At 41.7% G+C, this 25,446-nt stretch carries 17 protein-coding genes; 6 read left to right on the top strand and 11 right to left on the bottom strand.

The features are described from left to right. Nucleotides 1-6: 6 nt before the first annotated feature. Complete coding sequence (locus tag ACSSVW_RS01790; RefSeq protein ID WP_454178712.1) at nt 7-1,965, bottom strand: methyl-accepting chemotaxis protein; 1,959 nt, start codon at nt 1,963-1,965, stop codon at nt 7-9. A 250-nt stretch (nt 1,966-2,215) separates the two neighbouring features. Next, the gene (locus tag ACSSVW_RS01785; RefSeq protein WP_454178711.1) at nt 2,216-2,827 is read right to left on the bottom strand and encodes an FMN-binding negative transcriptional regulator; all 612 of its coding nucleotides are present in this window, start codon (nt 2,825-2,827) and stop codon (nt 2,216-2,218) included. A gap of 313 nt (nt 2,828-3,140) precedes the next feature. On the opposite strand from ACSSVW_RS01785, the gene ACSSVW_RS01780 reads away from it, so the two are divergent. The 6 genes from ACSSVW_RS01780 (at nt 3,141) to fhuF (ending at nt 11,618) form a co-directional block, all read left to right on the top strand. Continuing rightward, the gene (locus ACSSVW_RS01780) at nt 3,141-4,700 is read left to right on the top strand and encodes a pyridoxal phosphate-dependent decarboxylase family protein (protein ID WP_454178710.1); all 1,560 of its coding nucleotides are present in this window, start codon (nt 3,141-3,143) and stop codon (nt 4,698-4,700) included. A gap of 10 nt (nt 4,701-4,710) precedes the next feature. Beyond that, nucleotides 4,711-6,048, top strand: a complete 1,338-nt coding sequence (locus ACSSVW_RS01775) for a lysine N(6)-hydroxylase/L-ornithine N(5)-oxygenase family protein (RefSeq protein ID WP_454178709.1) — start codon at nt 4,711-4,713, stop codon at nt 6,046-6,048. Further along, the gene (locus ACSSVW_RS01770; RefSeq protein ID WP_454178708.1) at nt 6,045-6,650 is read left to right on the top strand and encodes a GNAT family N-acetyltransferase; all 606 of its coding nucleotides are present in this window, start codon (nt 6,045-6,047) and stop codon (nt 6,648-6,650) included. The genes ACSSVW_RS01775 and ACSSVW_RS01770 overlap by 4 nt, the downstream gene beginning before the upstream one ends. Before the next feature lie 2 nt (nt 6,651-6,652). After that, nucleotides 6,653-8,515, top strand: coding sequence for an IucA/IucC family protein (locus ACSSVW_RS01765; protein WP_454178707.1), 1,863 nt, complete (start codon nt 6,653-6,655; stop codon nt 8,513-8,515). A gap of 144 nt (nt 8,516-8,659) precedes the next feature. Continuing rightward, a complete protein-coding gene (locus tag ACSSVW_RS01760; protein WP_454178810.1) occupies nt 8,660-10,708 on the top strand; it encodes a TonB-dependent siderophore receptor in 2,049 nt (682 codons plus the stop codon). Between the two features lie 124 nt (nt 10,709-10,832). Continuing rightward, a complete protein-coding gene (gene fhuF / locus ACSSVW_RS01755; RefSeq protein WP_454178706.1) occupies nt 10,833-11,618 on the top strand; it encodes a siderophore-iron reductase FhuF in 786 nt (261 codons plus the stop codon). Between the two features lie 70 nt (nt 11,619-11,688). Here the strand turns inward: fhuF and asd are convergent, their stop codons facing one another. The 9 genes from asd to ACSSVW_RS01710 all read right to left on the bottom strand — a co-directional run bounded on the left by asd (nt 11,689) and on the right by ACSSVW_RS01710 (nt 25,441). Continuing rightward, nucleotides 11,689-12,825 (bottom strand): aspartate-semialdehyde dehydrogenase, encoded by a 1,137-nt coding sequence (gene asd, locus ACSSVW_RS01750; RefSeq protein WP_118844918.1) that lies wholly within the window; start codon nt 12,823-12,825, stop codon nt 11,689-11,691. A 129-nt stretch (nt 12,826-12,954) separates the two neighbouring features. Continuing rightward, nucleotides 12,955-13,851 carry a lipid kinase YegS gene (yegS, locus tag ACSSVW_RS01745; protein WP_454178705.1) on the bottom strand — a complete coding sequence of 299 codons (897 nt, stop codon included), beginning with the start codon at nt 13,849-13,851 and terminating at the stop codon, nt 12,955-12,957. A gap of 139 nt (nt 13,852-13,990) precedes the next feature. Then, entirely contained in the window at nt 13,991-16,681 is a 2,691-nt protein-coding gene (locus ACSSVW_RS01740; RefSeq protein WP_036971859.1) for a TonB-dependent receptor plug domain-containing protein, read from the bottom strand. Nucleotides 16,682-16,747: 66 nt separating this feature from the next. Further along, nucleotides 16,748-20,848: a hypothetical protein gene (locus ACSSVW_RS01735; RefSeq protein WP_454178704.1), complete on the bottom strand. Its 4,101-nt coding sequence runs from the start codon at nt 20,846-20,848 to the stop codon at nt 16,748-16,750. Nucleotides 20,849-21,139: 291 nt separating this feature from the next. Next, complete coding sequence (locus ACSSVW_RS01730; protein ID WP_454178703.1) at nt 21,140-22,447, bottom strand: tetratricopeptide repeat protein; 1,308 nt, start codon at nt 22,445-22,447, stop codon at nt 21,140-21,142. Nucleotides 22,448-22,464: 17 nt separating this feature from the next. Further along, a complete protein-coding gene (locus ACSSVW_RS01725) occupies nt 22,465-23,070 on the bottom strand; it encodes an energy transducer TonB (protein ID WP_054552071.1) in 606 nt (201 codons plus the stop codon). Between the two features lie 12 nt (nt 23,071-23,082). Next, on the bottom strand, nt 23,083-23,496 hold the full coding sequence (locus ACSSVW_RS01720) for an ExbD/TolR family protein (RefSeq protein WP_063707380.1): 414 nt from the start codon (nt 23,494-23,496) through the stop codon (nt 23,083-23,085). A gap of 46 nt (nt 23,497-23,542) precedes the next feature. Then, nucleotides 23,543-24,070 carry a MotA/TolQ/ExbB proton channel family protein gene (locus ACSSVW_RS01715; RefSeq protein WP_065979084.1) on the bottom strand — a complete coding sequence of 176 codons (528 nt, stop codon included), beginning with the start codon at nt 24,068-24,070 and terminating at the stop codon, nt 23,543-23,545. Between the two features lie 3 nt (nt 24,071-24,073). Further along, the gene (locus tag ACSSVW_RS01710) at nt 24,074-25,441 is read right to left on the bottom strand and encodes a MotA/TolQ/ExbB proton channel family protein (protein WP_036971873.1); all 1,368 of its coding nucleotides are present in this window, start codon (nt 25,439-25,441) and stop codon (nt 24,074-24,076) included. Between the last annotated feature and the right edge of the window lie 5 nt (nt 25,442-25,446).

Raw genomic sequence — 25,446 nt, 5'->3', positions numbered from 1 at the left:
TGCACCTCATACCTTAAATTTACCCACTAAGTCTGTAAGTAAATGAGACAGCTGATTAAGTCTTTCACCATTTTGACGCGCACTCTGTGCAATGTCACTTACATCGTCTGCCGCATTTTTAATTTCGACAACATTGCGGTTTATGTCTTCTGCTACATGCTGCTGCTCCTCGGCTGCAGTCGCTATTTGTGTGTTAAGGTCACTAATATTGACAATAGACGATGTGATCTCGCTAAACTGCTGTTGCGCAGAATGTGCAAGCTCAACAGTTTTATGAGTGCGGTTTAAACTTGCAGCCATTTCTTTAGATACTTGGTCAGACATTTTGCGAAGCGTACTAAGTTGGGTTGCTATTTCCTCCGTTGACTCAGACGTTCTTTGCGACAGCGCACGAACCTCATCAGCAACCACAGCAAATCCACGACCGTGATCGCCCGCTCGAGCAGCCTCTATTGCAGCATTCAGTGCTAATAAGTTTGTTTGCTCAGCAATGCCTCTTATGACACTGAGAATCGACATGATATTTTCACTTTCAGCATCAAGCTGAGTGATATCTTGAGTCGCTTTTGTTATCACAGTAGAAAGCGACACAACACTCTCTACAGTTTCTGAAATGACATTTTGTCCAAGCTCAGAAGCATGCTGTGTTTGCGTTGCAAGCTCTGCTGCATTCGCACAACTTGCGGAGACCTCATTGGCAGTCGCAGCCATTTCATTAATTGCAGTCGCAGCCATTTCAAGAGCTTGTTGTTGCTGTGTTGTAGAATCAGATAGTTGTGAGGCTTGTGACGAAGTGTTCGCTGATGTTTCACTCACATTTTGAGAACAATCATTTATTTGCGTCACTAACTCTGAAATTAAATTCAAAAACAAATTAAAGCTATTCGCTAATTTTGCTGTTTCATCTCGCGTTTTAATAACAAGCCGCTTCGTTAAATCACCGCCGCCTTGTGATATTTCTGTCAACCCATCACTCACTTCAACAATGGGGGCTGAAATAAGTTTAGAAATATAACTTGCCACTAGAATAAACACAGCAATCAGCACCGTACTAATAACAAGTATAGTAATTGTGATTGTGTTAGCTGCGCTCATTACTTCAGATTTTTCGACTAAAGCAACGAACTTCCAACCAAGCTTTTGCGAAGTGTAAATATTTGCTAAATAATCTTTGCCATTTATTTCAATTTCAAACTGGCCGCGATCGTTGTTAGCAAGCTCCCGGTATTTACCGCCATTGATTTCGTTTAGCTGTTTAAAACGATAATCCGCATTTTTGACATCGACCAAAACATTGCCGCTGTCTTCTATCAGCATTAAGTAGCCAGTCTCACCCAATTTAATGTTCGCAATAATATCTGTTAGACCTTGCAGTGAAACATCCATGCCTTGTACACCAATTAAGTTGCCATTTTCTTTGATAGCCTTAACAGTTGACACTATTACCATATCATCAGCAGCCCAATAATAGGCATGCGTTCTTAATGTTTCACCGTTAGCGGCTTTTGCAGTTTTGTACCAAGGCCTTACTCTCGGATCGTAATTAGCGGGTACTTCACTTGCTGGCCATTGAACATAACCACCTTGCTCGTTCCCCATATAAATGTATGCAAGGCCTGGGTGCGTTGTAGCAAAGTGATCAAACAAGTTAAACACTGTTTGCTCTACCAAACTGCCATTCTGGTGATCTAGCTTGACTGGATTTGATGATTGCATATGCGTCATTACGTCGGTTTTTGCATTTAAAGTCGCAGAATGAGACGCCAAGTAATCAACATTTTTTTCAATTTCAGCGAAAAATAAACTGATACCGTTATCTACTTGCCGCGCTTCACGCACACTCAATTGAGCAAAGTTGTCTAGCGCCTGTTGGCGTATTTCAGTAATAACTAATAGAGAAATAATGATTAAGGGAAGTGCAATTGCTGATGCAAAGGAGAGTTTTAATTTTTTTGAGATGTTCATTGTAGACTTCCAACTAAGTACTTACGAAAATATAGTGAGGTGGTTGCAATTGAGCAAATAAATAGTTGGAAATTTATTAGGCACAAAGTTGGGTAGGCAAGTCGTTCAAGTCTTTAATTTATTTATGATATGACAATAGGTTGACAGATATACATTGTAGACTAGCTTTACCTCTAGTAATGAAACAAATATTTAACAAACCAAGCGCTAATGACCTTCCAACCAATTGGCAACTTTTGCAGGACGCAAATTAGCTGCCTATTCCAATTTCGTGTTTAAGCATATAGCGCAATAAAGCCTGTGCATCTGGGTGTGTATCAGCTTGTAACCCTGCAACAACACCTTGTTGATCCGCTGCTGACTTGTGTTGGCCAAGTTTTTCTTTTGCTTGTATTGACTGAACATTGATTTTAACTCCGACAATACCGCGCAGTAGTTTTGCTTGGTAATCAACAGGTAGCAAGTCGGTATCGTGTAAAATACTCGGTTCATACTGGCAAATTAACTCATCTAAGCAGGCTAAGGTATTCTCATCATCAAGATATTCAACCTCACCTTGAACATGGACCGCAGCATAGTTCCACGTCGACACAGCGGGTTTTTCTGCATACCAGGTTGGAGATATATAGCTATGAGGACCACTAAAAACCACTAATACGCGGGTTTTATCTAAGCCCTTACCATGACGATTTGCCCGTGATACATGACCATACAAGGTACCCAATTCCCCCTCATCAGCTTTGTATACTAAAGGCAAATGTGTGGCTTCAAATTCACTGTCTACCATCAGCGCAAAGCTATAGGTTTTTATAAATTGTGAGACTCGCTCCGGTGTCATTTTCCACTTGCTGGGTGTGTGCATTACTTTCCTCACATCATTAAAATTGCTCCGATTGTTTGCGCCTATCATTGTAATTGATAAAGAATTTTCTACTAGCCTTTACTCGCTACTTAAATGACAAATAATGCCATGTTCTTTAATCCGCCCGAAAAATAAACAAATCAAAAGACCTTCAACCTAAACCAATCACAAATGATAACCATTTGCATTAATATTTAATAAATGATACTTTCCTATTTATCGGTACAGGGTGTTGCGGATTTTAATTAATTAGAGACGAGAGGATAGCTCTTCTTGTCTCTTGGTTACTAAATCAATGTTAAAGGATATACGTATGGAAAATTTTAAACCGCCGCAATATCAATGGATTAATGATTCTAACTATCAAACTAAAACCAAACAAACTGATGCCCCGCTTTTTGGTGTTTCGCCAATGCAGGATTACTCACAGTTAATGCAATTGGGTATAAGCATTCTAAGCGAGCGAATTAAAAAAGTTAATTCTCCTACCAGCGGTATACAACCTGCACAGTTACAAGAAGAATTTGCAGCCATTGATCTAAACACGCCTTTGAATGACATAAATCAAGTCCTAGAAGAGCTAGATCACCTTTATTTAAAACACGCAATATACTTTCATCATCCAGATTATCTTGCCCACCTAAATTGCCCAGTAATGCTTACATCTCTGCTGGCTGAGTTGTTTAGCACTTCGATAAACACGGCTGTTGAAACATGGGATCAAAGTGCAGGCGCTACACTTATAGAACAAAAAGTGATTGATTGGACATGCCAAAGAATCGGTTACGATGAGAGCGCAGACGGCGTGTTTACCACTGGAGGAACCCAGTCAAATTTAATGGCATTATTACTTGCACGTGAGTTGGCAGGCAAATTAGAACCACAAAGCCATACAAATATTACCTCCGGCTTAAGCAGCAATGCACATCGTTATCGAATTCTTTGCTCTGAGTATAGCCATTTTAGTATTCAAAAAGCAGCTGCATTATTGGGCCTTGGTCATGATGCTGTCATCAGTGTCGCGTGTGATGAAAATCGCTGTATTGACACCCATAGCCTCGAAAACACTTTAAATGAACTCCAAATAGCAAATTTATTACCAATTGCGGTAATCGCCACGGCTGGTACAACAGATTTTGGTGCAATAGACCCTATAGCAAGCATTGCTCATTTATGTAAAAAGCATAACTGCTATTTACATGTAGATGCGGCTTATGGCGGCGCTTTGTTAGTATCACAACGCCATAACGAACGTTTGTTAGGCATTGATTTAGCTGACTCTGTAAGTATTGATTTTCACAAAACGTTTTTCCAGCCAGTATGCTGCTCTGCCCTATTGGTTAAAGACAAGCGGTTATTGCGTTTTCTAACTTACCATGCCGATTACCTCAATCCAAAGGCACAAGCACAAGCCGGCGTTCCTGATTTAATAAACAAAAGCTTACAAACAACGCGCCGATTCGATGCGTTAAAGCTCTGGTTAAGCTTAAGAACAGAAGGGCCTGATGCGATTGGTGCCATGTTCGATACCTTGCTTGAAAAAACACAACAGGTATACCAACGCTTAACTCGTTATAACCTGTTACACGCTGCGCAAGCTCCATCACTCACTACACTCGTATTTCGATTTAACGATAACGTCTTGAGCCAAACTCAGCTTGATAAATGCAACCGCACTATTCGCGCGACCTTAGCTCAGAGTAGCCGTGCCATGATTGCAGCAACAAAAGTGAACAATATTCAGTATTTAAAATTCACTTTATTGAACCCTCACGCATCGATAGACAGCATAGACGACGTATTGAATGAAATTTGCAAAATTGGCGAACAATATGTGGTCGACTGCAAAAGTAAACAATTGTGCACAGCTTAAGGAAATGACAATGAAACCTGAAATTTATGATTTAATCGGAATAGGTGTAGGCCCTTTTAATTTAAGCTTAGCAGCGCTTTCTTCGCCACTTTCAGGCTTGAAGACTCTATTTGTTGACAGTCGCCCTAAATTCGATTGGCATCCAGGTATGTTATTAGACTCTGCGAGTCTGCAAACCCCTTTTATGTCAGATTTAGTGACAATGGCCGATCCGACAAGTCAATTTAGTTACTTAAATTTTGCTAAGCAGACTGGTAAATTGTATTCGTTTTATATTCGCGAAAACTTCTTTTTACTGCGCCAAGAATATAATCAGTATTGTCAGTGGGTGTGTCGCCAGTTAAATAATCTTAAGTTTAATTATCACGTAGAAAATATCGAATACGAGCAACACCTCGACTGTTATCGAGTCTCTGGCAAAGATAAGGTGACTAGTAAAGTACAAGATTTTTATTGTAAACACTTAGTGCTTGGTACCGGTACTCAACCTTGGCTACCTGAATTTTGCCCGACCGATAAGCATGTAACTCACTCTTCACAGTACCTTAATAACAAAGCAATGTTACAAAGCAAATCTGACATTACTATTGTTGGCAGTGGTCAGAGTGCAGCAGAGATTTTCCATGATTTACTGCTAGATATTGATAAATTTGGCTACCAATTACGCTGGTTGACGCGTTCACCGCGGTTTTTTCCTTTAGAGTACACCAAGCTTACTCTCGAAATGACATCCCCTGAGTATATTGATTACTTCCATAACTTACCAAGTGCGAAGCGACAACAACTTATCCACTCGCAAAAGTCGCTTTATAAAGGAATTAATTCAGAGCTCATTAACGATATTTACGATTTGCTCTATCAAAAGAAACTAAATTGCGATTTCTCAGCCGAGCTTTTAACGAACACCTCATTAACGAACATTGAGCAAGAAGGCCAAAAACTTGCCCTCTCATGCTTACATAACGAGCTAGAGCAAGATTTTAGTTTTAACACTAATGCACTTGTAATGGCGACAGGCTATCAATATCAGTTACCCACCTTCATTGAACCGTTACGTCATAAATTAAACGTCGATGAGAACGGCGAGTTACAAGTAAAACGTAACTATAACATTGATGAGCAGTGTCGTATTTTTGCACAAAACCTAGGCCTCAACAGCCATGGATTAACAGTGCCAGATCTCGGAATGGTGTGTTATCGCAATGCCATTATATTAAAACAAGTATTAGGTAAAGCGCCTTATAGTATTGAAGAACGCATTGCGTTCCAGCGGTTTGGCATCCCAAAAAAAGAAATCTCAACGTCTTCACGTAGTAAAACGACTTCAGTGTCACAGGAGGCTATGTGAGCAGTTGTAACCACGCAAAGGTCAGCAAAAGTTTCGCTAGCCAGTGCCAAACAATAATAAACACGGATGCCTTCGTTATTGATGGCTTTCGTTTTTACATTTACCAAGCACAAAAGCACTTTTCCTTGTTAAATAACTGGCTTGCTCAAGATTATGCCCATTTTTGGGGAATGCAAAACATGAATGCAGAGCAACGCCAAAGTGAGCTTGCTCCTGCACCTCATAAACTCGCGCTTATAGCTTACCAAGATGCGACCCCTGCTTTTTTTATTGAGTTGTATGACCCGCAGTTTGACGAAATCGGTGAACATTTTGAAAACCACCCTGGTGATTGTGGGATGCACCTTTTACTTGCCCCCGTAATCACCCCGCAAAGTGGTTTTAGTCGGCGTGCTATTACAGCAACAGCAAAACTCATCTTATCTAAATTAGGTTTTACTCGATTAGTGGTCGAACCCGATATTAACAATCAAAAAATACATAAGCTAAATAAAAAAATAGGTATTCAGAGCAGTCATATCGTTCGCCTTACAAACAAAGATGCATGGCTAGGTTTTGCTTACCTAGCAAGCTTTGAAGCAGCTACAACACAAGGAGATTAATTATGGAAATCATTAAAAGCTCATTCCCTCAACATTTATCTGAATCTTTATGGCAAGGTGCTAATCAACATTTAGTCGCCAAAATACTGTGTGAGTTTAGCCATGAAAAACTAATAAAACCTATTGCTGCAAAAGAAGATAAAAAACAAACAGTACAGCAATTTCAGTTATTATTAGAAAGCAATCAAGGACTGTTAAGTTATGACTTTAGTGCCCGCCACTATCAACTAGATCACCTACATATTCAGCCAGAATCAATAGTCTGCAAACTAGATGGCATTGTCCAAGATTTAGATGCAGTAACGCTCATTATTGCCCTAAAAGATCGCTTAAGTATTACCGATAGCCTATTACCAACTTATTTAGAGGAAATCACCAGCACTTTATACAGTAAAGCATTTAAATTGCGTTACCAAAATAAACCCGTTTCAGAGCTGGTAAATTGCGATTATCAACAAATAGAAGCGGCCATGACCGAAGGCCACCCTGTATTTGTTGCTAACAATGGACGTATTGGCTTTGATATGGATGACTGCCACGCTTTTACACCTGAAAGTGGTCAGCCAATGAAATTAGCCTGGTTAGCTGTTGCGCGTGTAAACACAAGCCTAGCAATGATTGAAGAGCTTAATTACGAGCGTTTTATCGAAAGCGAATTAGGCAGCAAACAAGTTGCAGCTTTTAACAAAATAATTGCAGAGCATGGTAAAAAAGCTGAGGACTACTACTTTATGCCTGTGCATCCTTGGCAATGGCGTGAAAAAATTAGCCGAATTTTTGCTGCCGATCTTGCTCGTAAGCAACTTATTTACCTTGGTCACAGTGAAGATGACTATCAGGTACAACAGTCAATTCGTACATTCTTCAACTTAGATAACAACAAGCGTTGCTATGTGAAAACGGCGTTGTCTATATTGAACATGGGCTTTATGCGCGGATTATCTCCTTATTACATGAGCCGAACGCCCGAAATAAACACCTTTGTTGCTGAGCTTGTGAACAGCGACCCATACTTCGCTAAAAACCGCTTTGTCGTTTTAAGAGAGACCGTAGCAATTGGTTATCACCATAAATATTACGAGCAAGCTTTAGAAAAAGACACGCCTTATAAAAAAATGCTCAGTGCACTTTGGCGAGAAAGCCCTTTCAGTTTAACGTTTCAGGGAGAACCGTTAGTTAAAGAAAACCAACAACTTCTGACATTAGCCGCCTTGCTACATCAAGACAGCCAACAAAATAGCTTACTGGTTGAACTCATTAATACCTCTCAACTCACTGCAAGTGAGTGGGTGTGCAAATTGCTGGATCTTTATTTACAACCTCTGTTACATGCGTTTTTTGCGTATGATTTAGTGTTTATGCCCCATGGTGAAAACCTGATCCTCGTTTTAGAAGAACACCAACCTGTTACTATTTTGATGAAAGATATTGGAGAAGAAGTCGCGATACTAAACGGCAATTCACCTTTACCGGGTCATGTCGCTGACTTAGCTGTGAGCCTAGAAGAGGACATGAAATTAAACTATATACTGCTTGATATTTTCGACTGTATTTTCCGCTTTATCGCACCACAGCTTGATGCGCAAAATTGTTTAACTGAACATAATTTTTGGCAATTAGTCGCTGAAAAAGTTTATCAGTATCAGCATGAAAACCCGCAATTTTCCGAAAAATATACACGTTACAACTTATTTAAGGCTCGCTTTACGCGTACCTGCTTGAACCGCATTCAATTGAATAATAATCAGCAGATGATTGACCTTGAAGATAGAGAGAAAAATCTCCGTTTTGCTGGGGATATCAAAAACCCACTGCATGATTTTGCTACCAGTCATGACTTTCTGCATGACACAACAATGGCCTAAGTATAGGCCTCACTATTTATATACGTAATAGGACTACGGATAAAAATGAAAAAGACTAACTACTTTAAACTCACGCCTGTCGCACTTTCTTGTTTAGCGATATTTAGCCAATCTTTACAGGCCGAGCAAAAAAAGCATCACGATATGGAAGTACTCACAGTCGTTGGTGAACAAAACAGTGCTCAAGGCTATAAAGTTGAGCAAATGAGTACCGCAACGGGTTTAGAATTATCATTTCTGGAAACACCACAATCAACCACAGTCGTGACTGAGCAAGCCATAAAAGATCAACAACTAAACTCAGTTATTGAAGTGATGAACAGCGTAACAGGGATTAATACCCGCCCTTCTGACAACGACCGCTACTCAGTCAGTGCCCGCGGTATTGGCGTAAGCAGTATTTTGTATGACGGTGTGGCAACAACCTACGATACACGCTTTAACTATGGTGACAACTTGATGGATAGCGCAATTTATCAGCGCATAGAAGTTGTTCGTGGTGCAACAGGTTTGATGTTGGGAGCCGGAAGCCCGTCGGCTGCTATCAATTTAGTTCGTAAACGACCGACAGAAAAATTTCAAGCAAGCGTAAGCCTAAGTACAGGTTCATGGCAACAGTTGCGCGGTATTTTTGACTTATCGGGAGGCTTAAATCAAGATGCAAGCGTTCGGGGTCGAGTGGTCGTAGCGTATCAAGATCGTGAAAGTTATCAGCATCGTTACGAGCAGCAAAGACAAACACTTTACGGTATTATCGAAGCAGATATAGGCCGTAATACACTACTGACGTTAGGTGCTGACTATCAAGATACCAAACCCGAAGGCTCTATGTCAGGCGGATTACCGTTATTCGACAACCAAGGTAATAGAACTAACTATAGCCATCATACATCAACTGCCCCACGCTGGGCGTCATCTAAAACCAAAGCGTTGAATAGCTTTGCCACGATTGAACATAACTTTAGTAATGACTGGCAGCTCAAAGCAAGCTACATCTATGGCGATAACGATTTAGAATATGATGTGTTATGGGCTACAGGTAACCCAGACCCAATCACCAACGAAGGGATGATACCTGGCTCACTGGCATTTATTGATGGTAATCGAACCCAAAATACATTCGACTTAAAATTAACGGGTCGCTTTACCCTCTTTGATCGCTCACAACAAATTCTAATTGGCGCAAACCAACAGAAACAAGAATTTGCTAATCCATATTACGGCTCTTTAGATGAAGCTCCCCCTCTAGGCGATTTTAGAGATAAAGATTTTACATATCCAACCCCTAGATGGAGCGATGAAGTTCTGTATGGCTCATGGGGGGAAACAAAGCAACAAGCAATATACCTAGCTTCCGATATTGAGTTAACCGACGCACTTTCTATGGTAATAGGTGGGCGTATTGATAATTGGGAAACTGACCAAGACAATTTTGGCACCGTTCATGATTACGAAGTTGATAATGAGTTTACCAGCTATGTCGGCGCCACCTATACTATTGGGCAAAATGTATCACTGTATGCCAATTACACAGATATATTTACACCACAAAGTAGAGTGCAAGCTGATGGCAGTTACCTAGATCCTGTTAAAGGAAAAAACTATGAAGCAGGTATTAAAGCCAGCTTATTTGAAGAAGCGTTAGACACCTCACTCTCGGTGTTTGAGATCCGTCAAGATAACGTTGGTGAAACAACGGGAGAAACATTACCAGGGACAACGGTTCCTATATACCGCGGCATTGATGGCACCAAAACGCAAGGATTCGAATTTGAAGCCAATGGGGCAATCAATCAACAATGGAATGTCTCTTTTGGTTATAGTCAATTTGAAACAGAAGACCCAGATGGTGAAAAAGTAACGACCACCAGCCCAAAACATCAAGTAAAACTCTTCACTACCTATGAATTAGATGGTTTGGTAAATGGTCTACAACTGGGTGCTGGCATTAATTGGCAAAGTGAGATCCGCAGAGATGTCACTAAGCCAGATAGAAGCTCAGTGGAGGTTAGTCAGCAAAGTTATGGGCTTGTTCGATTAATGGCAAGATACAATGTAAACGATCAACTAACATTGCGCGCTAACTTGGACAACGCATTTGATAAACGTTATTACAGCCAATTAGGGTTTTATAACCAATATCAATATGGCGCACCACGAAACTTTAGCATCACTGCTCAATATAGTTTTTAAGTAACTCGAGATTATCGCGAATTGCTATTATGCTGCCTCGGTATGAGGCGGCATAAAATACACATTAAAAGACCCAATTTAATGAAGATACTTCCACCTCATCACAATGAAAGCACAAACATACATGGCGTTACACGATAGCACTGAGCTAAACTCTTTACTGGAGCGGCAAGCTCCATTTTATGGCCAGCATTTTAAAATTATTGAGCAACATCAACCTCTCCCCAAAAACTGCCAACCATTATCACAACGATTAAATAGACCGTTTTATACAGAAGCGCTCGTTACTTTTTCCAAGAGCTATCAACGACAGCAGCAAGAACCAATCGACCTTAGCGCTTTACATTCTATGTGGAGCCAATGGTTTTTCGGCTTTTTACTTCCGCCACTATTAGAGTACGCATTAAAAAGCCAAACGAATGTATTGCATGCTGCAATGAACCTTAAAAACTGGCATTGGACTTATCATCAAACGGCACGAGTAGAATGCTTCTATTTAGTACTTAAAAAAGAACAGACTCCGATCCCAGCTGAGTTACCCATCACCTTACTAGAACGGTTACTTATTAAGCTGATAACGCCTATTATAAAACAACTAAGTAAGCTGTCGCCAGTGTCAGAAAAGCTATTTTATAGTCATGTTGCGTACTGTTTTTATTGGTATTTATCAGAAATGCCACTAGCAGAAGAATGTAAACTTAATTTACTAACCCAGTTATTTAGTAAAGACGTATTATTACTCGCTAAAGACTCTACTTTGCCACACCCTTTATGTCGTAAAATTAGACTTAAAAACAGTGAGTACCCGCGTATTATGTGCTGTTTACGGCATAAATTACCTAGCACTCCAATGTGTACTATTTGCCCATTAAACAAAAATAAACGCAAGGTCTGTAAAACAATGATGTGAAGGCTCTGTAACAGAGCCTTTATAGAATAGAATGTTTTGAGCAACGTTTTTTGCTCAAACATAGCCTCATTTAGCCATCAACAATTATGCGTAGCATACGACGAAGTGGTTCAGCAGCACCCCATAACAGTTGGTCACCAACCGTAAATGCACTGATATATTCTGGGCCCATAGCTAATTTACGAATACGGCCTACCGGAATAGACAACGTGCCAGTCACTTTAACAGGTGTTAGGTCTGTTGCTGTAATGTCTCGGTCGTTTGGAATAACTTTGACCCATTCATTGTGAGACGCCAGAATTTCTTCGATTTTTTCTACGCTGATATCTTTACGCAATTTAATGGTCATTGCTTGCGAGTGGCATCGCATTGCGCCAATACGAACACACAAGCCATCAACCGGGACAGGCTGCTTGCTGGTGCCCAAAATTTTATTGGCTTCGACTTGCGCTTTCCACTCTTCTTTACTTTGACCGCTTGGCATTGGCACATCAATCCAAGGGATAAGGCTACCCGCTAAAGGCACGCCAAATTGGTCTTGTGGTAAATCGCTTGATGCAATTTTTTCGGTGACTAATTTGTCAATTTCAAGAATAGCGGCATTAGGATCAGCCAGTTTGTCAGCAACCGTTTCGTGAATTGCGCCCATTTGTGCAATTAACTCTTTCATGTTGCGAGCACCGGCGCCTGAAGCCGCTTGATATGTCATTGGGCTGACCCATTCAATCAAGTCTTGCTCAAATAATCCACCAAGCGCGAGTAACATAAGTGATACAGTGCAGTTGCCGCCAACATAGGTTTTAACCCCCTGCTCTAACCCTTGTTCAATCACATCTTTGTTTACAGGGTCAAGCACGATAATACTGTCGTCACTCATACGCAGTGCCGACGCAGCATCAATCCAATAACCTTGCCAACCAGACTCGCGTAACTGCGGGTAAACGGCTTTTGTGTAATCGCCGCCTTGGCAGGTAACGATAATATCCATTTGCGAAAGCGCAGTAATGTCGTTTGCATCAAGAAGTGGTTTTGCTGGGCCCGCAATATCAGGGCCTAATTGACCGGTTTGTGAGGTGGTGAAAAAAGTCGTGTCGATTTGAGAAAAATCATTTTCTTGCTGCATACGATCCAATAACACAGAGCCAACCATGCCCCGCCAACCGACTAATCCTACTTTTTTCATTGTTTGTTCCACTGTTTGATTCATTCCAAGTACCTAAGCTGTTAAAAATTAAAATCCATTGCGTAAGAGTTTAATTTTTACAGAGCTAATCTAGCATTGTGAATGGCACAAAACCAGCGCAGATAATGGAACTTAAAATTATTTCATATTATTTTATTTAATTAATGGGCAGTCTGTTGGCAATACAAGGTTTACTGCATTAGCACAGACTTTAAATGTTTGTTGTTTTGAGGTAATTGGCTCGCCATCGAGGTTAATTGGCATTTTAGTTTGCGTTTGCCATTCAAGCCAAGGCACTTGATAGCGTTTCACCCACTTTTGTGAAGAATTGGGGTAGTTGCTTAACTCTTCGATAACCGCAGGCACATCTGAAATTGCAAATGAGGTGAAAGCAACAAGATCAACCATACCATCATTAATATACGCATCGGGTGCGAGTAACTGCCCGCCACCGGCTTGTCGGCCATTACACACGGCAGCGGCAATAATCTCACCGGAACTGTGCTGACCATCGGGCAAAGAAAGTTGACCACTGTAAGGAACAAAGCTCAGTGCTTGAACAAGCCCAGCGAGTGTATATGCACCGCCGCCAAGCAAATTTTTAAGTGCTGGCGGTGTGGTGGCGGTAATTTTTGCCCCAAAGCCTGCACTGGCAACATTAATAAAAAATCGTTTATCGACTTCAACAACATCCACTTCTTGAGTATGTCCCTCAAAAGCCAACGTGAGCGCCGACAAGTATTCAGCCGGAATGTTTGCAGAGCAAGCAAAGTCATTTGCCGTCCCCATTGGGAGTATGGCAAGTACTGGTCTTTGAGATTGCTCAATTTTCATTAAGGCGTTCACAGCTTCGTTGACCGTGCCGTCACCACCAGCAACAATAACCCGTTTTACGCCCTCTTTATTTGCCTCGTTAATCAGTCGCTCAACATCGCCTCCTTCATAGGTTACTCGAACCTCTAACGGGGTTGTTTGTCGAAATTTAGAGACAGCTTCGCGTAATTGCTCATTGCCTGCTTTTTTACCATTTAAAATTAATCGTAGGCTCATTCTTAATCCCTGTTATGACAACTAAGCTCTACCATAACATGCAATGCTGTTTACTCAATACGGATACAAAAAAGCCCTGCTATTGCAGGGCTAAATCAATGTTAGGATTTATTATTGTATCCTTCCTTGGGGAGTTTAGTTAAAACTCGTAGCTGAAGCCTAAGCTAAACTTAGTGCCTTCTTCTTTCTTCCAAAGTGATAAACCTTCTTGCTCAATTTCTTTATCTTGACCAAGGATGTTTTCAATTTTGAACTTCACTTTCGTGTTAAAGTTCGGGAAGTAAGAATAAACTAAATCAAGCGAATGGAATGGCTTCTCTTCTGCATCTTCATTACCGCGAGTACCCGGTACAATAATACGCGGACCAAACACGTTATATACTAGTGATGTCGAGTGGAAACCATCAGCAGAGTCATAACCCATCTGCAAGTTTGCTACCCACTCAGAATGCCCTACTAAACGGCGCTCATCATTAGTGACAATGTTAGACACGGTATCAGCATCAAGTGCATCTTTTAATTGCTGCTCAAACAACGAATCAACGCCGTCAGAATCATCAATACCTAGTTTCACACTTGAGTCAGATAGCGTAACGTTACCCGACAAGAACACACTCGACCAATCGGCACTGATAAAACTAAAATCAGTCAAGAAATCAACTTCAATACCCGTTAACTCACCCGATTCAGCGTTTGCAGTTAATAGTTGTGGCGCAGCACCACCTACACCTGCAAGCTCTACCATTTCGATAGGGTTTGTAATGTCTTTGTAGAACAATGCAACTGATAAGTTATTACCCGATGCCATATACCATTCAAAACGGAAATCTGCATTTTTAAGTTTTGAGCTTTGTAATGTCGGTGAACCACGAACTAGGAATTCCGTTAACGGATCAACGAAGAACGTTGAGCTTACATCACGCATATCTGGACGAATGGTTGTTTCGCTTAGATTTAAACGAAATTGCATTTCTTCATCCATAATATAAGTCACAGCTAAAGATGGATAAAAATCATCTTCTTTGATCGCAACTTCAGCTAGCTCTTCTGTTGTCGCATCAAATAAATTACTGTGAGCCTTAAAAGGAACCGATACTTGGGCAAAGTCTTCCCAGCGAACACCACCAGTAATACGCCAAGTATTATTGATGAAATAATCAGCCATAAAGTAATAAGCATCTAACTTATGCGCCGCACTGTATTTATCACCGTCTGTAGTTCTGTCATCAAAAATGCCAGAACCGGTTGAACTTGCGTAAAAAGCATCATTGTTGATGTTATCGTAAGCAAAAATTTCATCCAAACGTGAGCCATAGGTAAAATCATCAGCAATACCACGGTGCGTAATACCAAATGTCGTATTATTTGCAGTACGTGTTTTCTCTGAGAAATCGCCACCCACTTTTAGCTCAAGCTCATAGCCTTCACCATAAAATGGCATGCCCATGTTCCAACCCCAAGTATCAACTTCGTCATGAAGAACTTGGAATTCACGGGTTACGTTAGTAGCTGAAACATCTTGTAATTGCTCAGAAACAAACGAACCATCGTCGTAGTTACGTTGGAAAACAGCGTCTACACCACCTGGTGCATCACGGTTTGCACGGCTGGTACCGGCATACCAATCAACAAACAAGTTGTTAAAGTCGATAAAGTTGTGTGTGCCTTTTAATTGGCTAGAGAACATTTCACGCTCTTCGTACACAACATCAACGCGACGAAGGTCACGAACACCTTCTTCAGTTTCGTTGGCATCATAGAAATTACGATTACGAACACGGTCACGCATGTCATGCAGTGCAATGTTTGTCATCTCAATTTTATGGTTTGAATTAAACTCATAACCAATATTGAATGTACCACTCCAACGCACATTTTGCTCAGTTGATGTGCCATCGTAATACTGAGCAAAACACTTGTCTTCACAACCTAAGCTGCCAAGGTTAGTACCACTTTTTTCTTGTGCTACTTCCCACTCATTTTCGTAAGAAACAGCGGCAAGTACACCAAATGTACCCATTTCACTTTCAAAGCGATCGCCTAGCGAAACTGAAAAGCTCATTTCAGGGTCAACGTCTTTTTCTGTTGCCGAAATATTCCAATCAAGTGACGACATCAATGCTTGGCGCTCAGCCAATGTTGTATTGATATCACCTTCTAGGCCAGTGCCATAAAAGGCATTAATTATTTCAGTAGGTAACGCACGAGTTCCATCATCACGGCCCATCCAGTCATCATCGCCACCTTCATAAAAGTAGCCCGTATCACTGTTATTGGTGTTGTAAGAAGTACCAATGTCGACTTTAAACAAAAAATCAGTCGGGATTGATTTTGTTCTAATATTTACGTTACCACCACCAAAATGCGCAGGCATATCGGGTGAAAACGATTTTTGAACGCTTAAACTTTCAATAATATCTGATGGGAATAAGTCAAGCGGTACAACAGAGCGAGTTGGATCTGGACTTGGCACATACATACTATTGAGCTGAGTACTCGAATATCGCTCACCTAAACCACGAACATAAATGAACTTGCCATCAACCAGTGTCAAACCTGTTACACGACGAAGTGCCGATGCAGCATCGCCATCACCAGTACGAGAGATTTGCTCTGCACCCATGATATCAGCAACAAACGCTTGATTTTGACGCTCTTGAAGAACCGCGCCAGCACTCCCTTTTAAACGCTGTCCTACAGCAACCACTTCTTCAATTTCTTGTGCTTCATCCGCTGCGTAGGCAGTATTCATCGATAAGCCTACTAATGCTGCAAGCACTGCATGATTTATCTTTGAACGCACAAGTTTAGAGGGGGTAAAAGATTTCATTATTATACTCCGAAAACAAAACTAGAAGCTGGCCGGGGTATTCCCCCGACCATGGATTAGAAGGGCTTAGTTAAGACCTACTTTTACCCAACCTGCTGTCCAGTCTGTTTGCGCGTCCATTGCACCGATGTAATCTACTTTATCGAAGAAGCTATTTAGGCTTGAAGAATCGAAACCACTACCAAGTAGTGCTGATTCTGCACTTGGTTGATAACCGTTGTCGCTAAGACCTAACATAGCTGCGTCCATGATAGAGTTACCTTCTTGGCCTTCGAACCAAGATTGAACATTACCCGAACCAATCGCTTGGCTTGAGAAGTTATTATCTGCTGTACATGCAACTACTGAGTGGCTAATAGTAAGTGAACCATCTTCAGCGCGAGGAGCTGAATCTGCACCCACTCGTAAGCAGTTTTTATAACCTTCACCACCTGTTACTACTACGTTTTTCAGCATACCCGCAGCACCTGCACGTAAACGGATACCGTTTACACCATCTGCACCGATGATAGTTACGTTAGAGATAGTAGGTGTAGTTAAAGGTGATGCATTTGAGTCAAACTCTGAGTTATCAGCTTCAATTGCATTATCACCTTCTGAAGAAGACTGCTTGATCAATACGTATTGTGCATTACCAGTCCAACCGAATGACCAATCTAGCGAGTCATCACCGATGTTTGTCAGTACTAAGTGGCTGATGCTTGCAGTACCACCGAAGAACTCAACACCGTCATCAAGGTTTTCGTGAACGTGAATATAATCAAGTTCAGTTTGGCTACCAACACCTGCAAGTGAAATACCGTTAAGCTCATCACCGTTACCTAGTGTTTTACCTGCTTGTTTTACAACAACATACTTAAGTGTACCTGAGTTATCTTCTGGTTGGTTACCACCGAATTGACCAGCATCACCTTCTGCAGCAACACCACAGTTTGCTAGTTCATCGGCTGTTGTTTCACCCACTTGGTCACCACAAGAGTTAGCTGGTGCGTTACCAAGAAGTACCACACCACCCCATTGACCAATGCCTGTTTCAGCGCCTGTCATATCTTGGATTGATGTCATCACGATTGGTTGAGTTGCAGTACCTACCGCTTCAATCTTAGAGTCACGACGAACAACTAAGAAGTCATCACCGCTTTCACCGATTAGCGTTGTACCAAATTGAACATAAAGAGTTGCGCTATCAGTGCGGTCACCACCCACTGCTGTGCGGCCTTTAAGGATCCAGTGAGCATCGTTAGTTAGAGTTACGTCAGATGTGAAAACAACATCTTGTGCTAGCTGATAAACTGGCTTATCGGTAATTTGTGGGAAGCTTGCTGAAACATCAGTCGCTAGACCTTGCTCCATTGCATTTGTGATATCTGCTGGAAAGCTAGGGTTAACAGCAACTGTCCAACCGTCCATCCAGTTATTGTCACCGTCAAATGCACCAATATAGCTTGTTTTAGTGAAGAATGGGTCAAGCTCTGACGCATCAACACCTGCACCTAATAGCGGCGAGCTAGATTTAGGTGTGAAACCATCTGTAGCAAGGTTTAGTGTCGCTGCAGTAAGTGTTTGGTTACCTGTTTGACCTTCGAACCAAGATTGAACATTACCAGAACCAATTGCTTCAGTACCGAAGTTATTCTCTGCACTACATGCTACCACTGAGTTTTCGATAGAAAGCTCACCAGACTCAGCATTTGCAACAGAGTCAGAACCTACACGTAAACAATTTTTGTAACCTTCTGGGCCTGTGATAACCATGTTACGGATAACACCCGCTGTACCTGCGCGAAGACGAACACCATTTTTACCGTCAGCACCAACAATCGTTACGTTTGAAAGTAATGGCTTAGTTAGTGGTGTAGCGTTTGAATCGAATTCTGAGTTATCAGCTTCGATTGCATTGTCACCTTCAACTGATGATTGTTGGATATATACGTTTTGTGCACGACCTGTCCAACCAAATGACCAGTCAAACGCGTCATCACCAATATCAGTTAGTACAACGTTACGAACGTTTACAGTACCACCGAAGAACTCGATACCATCATCAAGGTTTTGGTGAACTTGGATATATTCAACTTTTGTTTTAGAACCAACACCCGCGAATGAAATACCATTTAGCTCATCGCCATTACCTAATGTTTTACCTGCGTGTTTAACAACAACATAACGAACAACACCCGAGTTGTCTTCTGCATCGTCACCACCAAATTGACCTGCATCACCTTCAGCTGCAACACCACAGTTTGCGAGCTCTTCAGCTGTTGTTTCGCCTTGTTGGTCACCACATGAGTTAGCCGGTGCATTACCAAGTAATACTAAACCACCCCATTGACCGATGCCTGTTTCTGCACCTGTCATATCTTGGATAGATGTCATAGTGATTGGTGCTGTTGCATTACCATTAGCGTTAATTTGCGAACCACGGCGAACAACTAAGAAGTCATCACCTGTTTCACCGATTAATGTAGTACCTGCTTGAACATATAATGTTGCGCTATCAGTACGGTCACCACCCACTGCTGTACGACCGTTTAAGATCCAGTGAGCGTCATTTGTTAATGTTACATCTGCTGTGAATGTTGCATCTTCAGCTAAACGATAAACAGGCTTGTCAGTGATTTGTGGGAATTCAGATGAAACGTCTGTCGCAAGACCTTGCGCCATTGCATTTTCGATATCAGTTGGGAAGCCACCATTGATAGCAACAGTCCAACCTTCCATCCAGTTGTTTGTTGCGCTAAATGCACCGATTTGACCATTTGCTAATAATGGTGAACCAGCTAAAGGCATATAACCATTATCATCTAGCATTAAATCAGCGGGTGTTAGAGTTTGGTTACCATCTTGGCCTTCAAACCATGCTTTTACAGTACCACCATTAATGGTTTCACTACCGAAATTATTAGCAGGTGTTTGACAAGCAACAATAGAGTTAGTGATAGTGAGTGAACCATCTTCAGCGCGAGGAACTGAATCAGAACCAACACGTAAACAGTTTTCATACGTTGCAGGGCCTGTAATGAAAACGTTTTTAAGCATACCTGCAGTACCTGCACGTAGACGAATGCCATTGTTACCTTCAGCACCCACGATTGTTACGTTTTCAATTGTAGGGTTAGTCAGTGGTGTAGCGTCTGAATCAAATTCAGAGTTATCCGCTTCAATCGCGTTGTCACCTAAGTTCGCAGCTTGTTGAATGTATACGTTTTTCGCAGTACCAGTCCAACCAAATGACCAATCTAGTGAGTCATCACCTATGCTTGTAAGTACCACGTTGCTTACGTTTACTGTACCACCAAAGAACTCAATACCATCATCTAAGTTTTCGTGTACTTGAATGTAATCAACAGTAGTTGCAGAACCAACACCGGCAAATGAAATACCGTTTAATTCGTCACCATTACCCAGTGTTTTACCTGCATGTTTAACAACTAAGTATTTCAATGTACCAGAGTTATCATCTGCAACGTTACCACCGAACTGGCCTGCATCACCTTCTGCTGCAACACCACAGTTTGCAAGTTCGTCTGCCGTTGCTTCGCCTTCTTGGTCACCACATGAGTTTGCTGGTGCATTACCAAGAAGAACTAAACCACCCCACTGACCGATAGACGTTTCAACATTAGTCACATCTTGAATCGAAGTCATTGTGATTGGCTGGCTTACAGTACCTACCGATTCGATTTGTGAACCACGACGAACAACTAAGAAATCATCACCCGATTCGCCAATTAATGTAGTACCTTGTTGGATATAAAGAACAGCATTATCTGCACGATCGTTACCAACCGCTGTGCGACCATTTAAAATCCAGTGAGCGTCATTTGTTAACGTTACATCTGCAGTAAAAGTAGTATCTGCTTTCAAACGGTAAACAGGCTTATCAGTGATCGTTGGGAATTCTGAAGAAACATCTGTCGCTAACCCTTGTGTTAAGGCATTTTCGATGTCAGTTGGAAAACCTGTTGTCGCATTTTGAGAATCATCACGGCCTGACTGATCGCCGCCGTTATCACCATTGTCACCACCGTTATCGATGATATTAGTGATGTTATCGCCTTCATTTACAGTGGTGTCGCCTTCTTTAACGACTAAATCACCACCACAACCAGCTAAAGAAACTGCAGCAGCTACCAGACTAACTTTAAATAAGTCAGATAATTTCATTGTTCACTCCGTTAAGATAGATATTTAATTATTGTGTTAGCGCATAAACTCAAGTCACCAAAAAGCACTGTAAAGTAATGCTTTTGGGTCACTTGAGTTTTAAACTGCGACTACCTTACGGGAGCTGTATGACAAAGTGGTTACATTTTAATAAACATAAAATGACAATGTAATTGACTTTAAAATTAGAGGGTTAACTTAAATTAAACAACGGAAAAAAGCCGCCCGAAGGCAGCTTTGGTGTTGCGATTATAATTAAGTTATTTTGTACGCTTGCCTGTTGAATACAAATTAGAGCAATGCGGTACGTAACGTTTCGGCGTGTACTTTTTCACGCTTCACGTACTTGATCCATTGCTCAGCTAAACGCTGTGACTTTTTGTGCTTTTCCGCTTGCTCAAACGCTAAAATAGAGGCATCAAAGTTTTGTAAATTGTACTGCGCCATTCCTAAGGCTACATACACATTCGATTCAAACTCTAAGCCGCCTTTATCAAGTGCTTTACGGGCTGCATCTGCTGCTTCGTCGTATTTTTCAAGGTTAATGCTCACCTCTGCGATACGCTGGTCGTACTGACCGTGCGGCACTAAGTCAGCAGCTTTAGCAAAATACGGCAATGATTTTTCGTCTTCCTTTGCTTGCACCATGGCTTCTGCAACAAAAGCATAGTTTTTAGCAGATTGTTCAACGACACCGTCTTTCATGGCTTTACTCATCACATTCGCCGCTTTATAAGCAAGGCCGTTGTATAAATACACTTGTGATAATTGGCGTAAATCAGATTTAGACTTTAAAAAGCCTTGCTGATACGCGGCTTCTAACACTGCTAACTGCTTTTTCTCTGCGCCTGTTTCACCATACATACCACCTAATTGAACCCAGTACTCAGGTTTATTGTATAGCTTCACTAATCGCTCTAGCACTTCAACCACTTTGTCAGATTGATTGAGAGAGTAGTACATAGCACGTTGTAAAATTAGCCAGTTTTCTTTTGGCATTTCACCTTTGCTGTCGGCTTCTGCAATAGCAAGGTTAATGTTTTCAATGCCTTTTTGATAATCTTTAAGCTGATAATAGGCTTGAGATTTTAATACGTAATACGCATCTGTTTTTGGCTTATCATTGATTTTCTCCCACTGTTCCAAATACGTAATTACTTTATCGTAGTCACTATTTGCCATCGCTAATTGCGCTAAACTAAACGTGGTGCTTACGCGCAATGTTTCAGGGATTTCTTCTTCTGCCACTACTTTTTCGAACGACGAAATTGCTTTACCAAGATCGTTTTCGTTGTAGTAAATAAAGCCGTAGAAATTATGCATCATAGCAATTTCATACGAGTTCATACTTGATGAACGCTCTTTTATGCTATCTAAGGCAGCAAGACCCGCTTTTGCATCACCATCATCAGCCAGCTTTTGAGCACGCGCCAATTGGCTATACACTTTTTCACGCAGTGCAGGTACGCGTTTGGTTTTTTGATCTTCGGCATAAGCTGTAGCCAATGTTACCCCTGGTAACATACTAACAACGCTTGGTACTACAAGGCTGCTTGTGAAAGCAGCCGCGCAAATCACGGCAACTTTTAAAGGTTTCATAATCGCATTCCTCTTCTCTAACCGTTAATCTGGAAAGAAATTTTGTTCTGTACGCCCGCTACTTCAACGGCTTCACCGTTAACAACGCGCGGTTTATATTTAAATTTAAGTGCAGCATCCATTGCAGCGCGGTCAAACAGTGACTCAGGTTCCGCTTTAATCACTTTAGGGTCACGCACGGTGCCTTGCTTGGTTACTGTAAACTCAACAATTACATAACCTTCGATACCACGCGATAAAGCTCGGCGCGGATATACAGGCGCTACCTTTACTATGGGTAAGTATTCACCGTCGCTTGATTCAAGTGCCAGGCCGCCAGCTAGGTTAACGTCTGCTTCAACGCTTGCACCAAAGTCAAAGTTTGCATTGCTTGCATTGGGATCACTGTTTTGCATTTGCGGTGATTCCATTGGCGGTGGTGGCTCTTTTGGCGTTGGTGGCTTTTGTGGTTTGCGCTCTTTCTTTTGCACTGTCTCTTCTTTTTTAAGACGAACAAAATCAAGTACGTTCCCTTTTACGGGCTCAGACATGGCCCCTTCACCGCCGGTGATCAGCGCCTGCATGCCTAAAAACAGCATAACAGTCACGATACCAGCGATGATTAATGCAACTATATAACGCATCGCTCACATTCCTTATGATGCTTCTTGCGCAGCAATCGACACATCAAATGCGCCTGCAGCTCGCGATGCATCCATAACTTTAATCAGTACATCGGTTGTGGCTTTTTTATCAGCTTGAATAACCACGCTACCTTGAGGGTTTTCAGCTTTTAAGCGCTCGATATTTGCTTGTACCGCACGGATATCTACTTGGCGTTTGTTAATCCAAATTTCACCCTTGTCTGAAATAGCAACTAAAATGTTGGCACGCTCTTTTTTCACAGCGGTTGCCGCTTCAGGGCGGTTAACATCAATACCGGCTTCTTTTACGAATGATGCTGTTACGATGAAGAAAATAAGCATGATAAAAACAACGTCTAGCATTGGTGTCATGTTGATTTCTTCTGCATCGTCTTCTTGAAATAAGTTACCTAGTGGCGCTCTCATTATTTGTCTCCTAGTGGGTGGTGTTTTACATCACCCTAAAATTCATTTAGTGGTCTAAGACCATATTGTCTTCAAGTAATTGCACTTCGCGTTTTGCTCGACGTTGTAAATACGTTGATGCAAACACCCCTGAAAGTGCACCCACCATGCCCGCCATTGTTGGGATAGTGGCTTTAGACACCCCTGACGCCATCGAACGCGCACTGCCTGTGCCTGTGATTGCCATTACATCAAATACTTCGATCATGCCGGTAACAGTACCTAACAGACCTAAAAGTGGACATAACGCAACCATTACGTTGATTAGCGCAAGGTTATTATTTAGTTGCATGCCAGCGCGTGAAATCATCGCTTGGCGAATTTGCTCTGCGTTCCAACTGTTACGCTCTGCTCGATTGTTCCAAGTGCTTTTTACGTCTTTCTTGTAGCGTTTAAAGCCACCAAAGAAATACATAAAACGCTCAAGTATCAATAACCACATCGCGAAGATGAGGACCCCGATGACCAAGAGAACTTGGCCACCCGTGTCGAGGAAATCACGTAGAGCATTGATTGCATCAATCAATAGCACCATGATTTACGCTCCTTTCTCGCTTCGCTCTGCAATGATACCTGCGCTTTGCTCTTGTAAAATTAACAGCATGTTTTTAGAGCGCGTGTTAAGAAGTGTGTATAAAAATACCGTTGGAATAGCCACAACCAGACCCAGTACTGTTGTTACAAGTGCCTGAGAAATACCACCAGCCATTAGTTTAGGGTCACCTGTACCGAACAAAGTAATAGCCTGGAAGGTATTAATCATACCGGTTACCGTACCAAGTAGACCCAATAACGGAGCTACCACAGAAATAATCTTAATGAGCGTTAGGTTACGGGTAATTTTTGGCATTTCACGAATGATTGCTTCGCTTAATTTAAGCTCAAGTGTGTCGTACGCTACATTTGGATATTGATCTTTCACTTTCATTACACGGCCAAGTGGGTTGTCATCACGTGCAACCGTGTCTTTAAGCTGACGACGGATTTTGCCACCCATAATCATCAGTGATACAAAACGCTCAAGTGCGATTAATAAGGCAATTAAACCAACACCTAAAATGATGTAACCGACAGTACCACCTTGGTGAACTTGCTCTTCGGTGTCTGGAGCTTGAACTAAAAGACCTAAGATTGAACCACCTGTTGGGTCAAGTGCAAACGGCACAACACCTGAGTTAGCTTGTTGAAGATCCGATGCTGTTGCAGTGTATCGGCTGCTTGGTTGGCGAGTAAGCTGGCTGATTGTGTTGGTCGCTGGCGTGTACTCTAGGTATTTACCATCCGCGATTAAGTTAAATGCACCAACACGCACCACTTCTTTTTGTGCTTTGCTGCCACCTTCAACAATAACATCCGTCGTAAAGCGAGATACTTTACCTTGCTCAGTCATTTCGCGTTGTAATTCAAACCATACTTTTTCAATATCATCGATTGAAGCAAGCTTCGACGTTGACCCCATTTTTTGAGCAAGCTCATCCATAAAGTTACTACGACCAGGTAGCTCAGCAGATACAACAGATGTCATGAATTTGTTGCTTGAGTCACCCGCAACTTGCTGTAACACACCGAATAGCTCTTTAAGTGAACCCATACGGTTTGAAAGTGTCTCGGTTAAGTTAGCTAGTTTTACTTCATTTTCTTCAAACTGCGTTTCTAAACGCTCCGACTCGTTAAGCATGGCATTACGCTTTGCTTGTGTATCTTTAAGCATTTGCACTTGTTCGTTTTGGCGCGCCATGAACGCTTGTTCACGTTGTTTATTCTCAGCGCTTTGTTGTGCTTTACCTTGCTCTAATGTTTTTAGTAATGAGTCTAAATCCATTGGCTCAGCAGCAAAGCTACTACCCGCAAAACCAAGGCCAGCTGCAAACACGGCCATTTTTGTCATTGTCGTTAATAATTTCATCTCAA

This window comes from Pseudoalteromonas sp. MBR-15 (assembly GCF_053628915.1).
The sequence above is the reverse complement of the archived record's forward strand: the minus strand, read 5'-3'. Positions and strand labels throughout refer to the sequence as shown.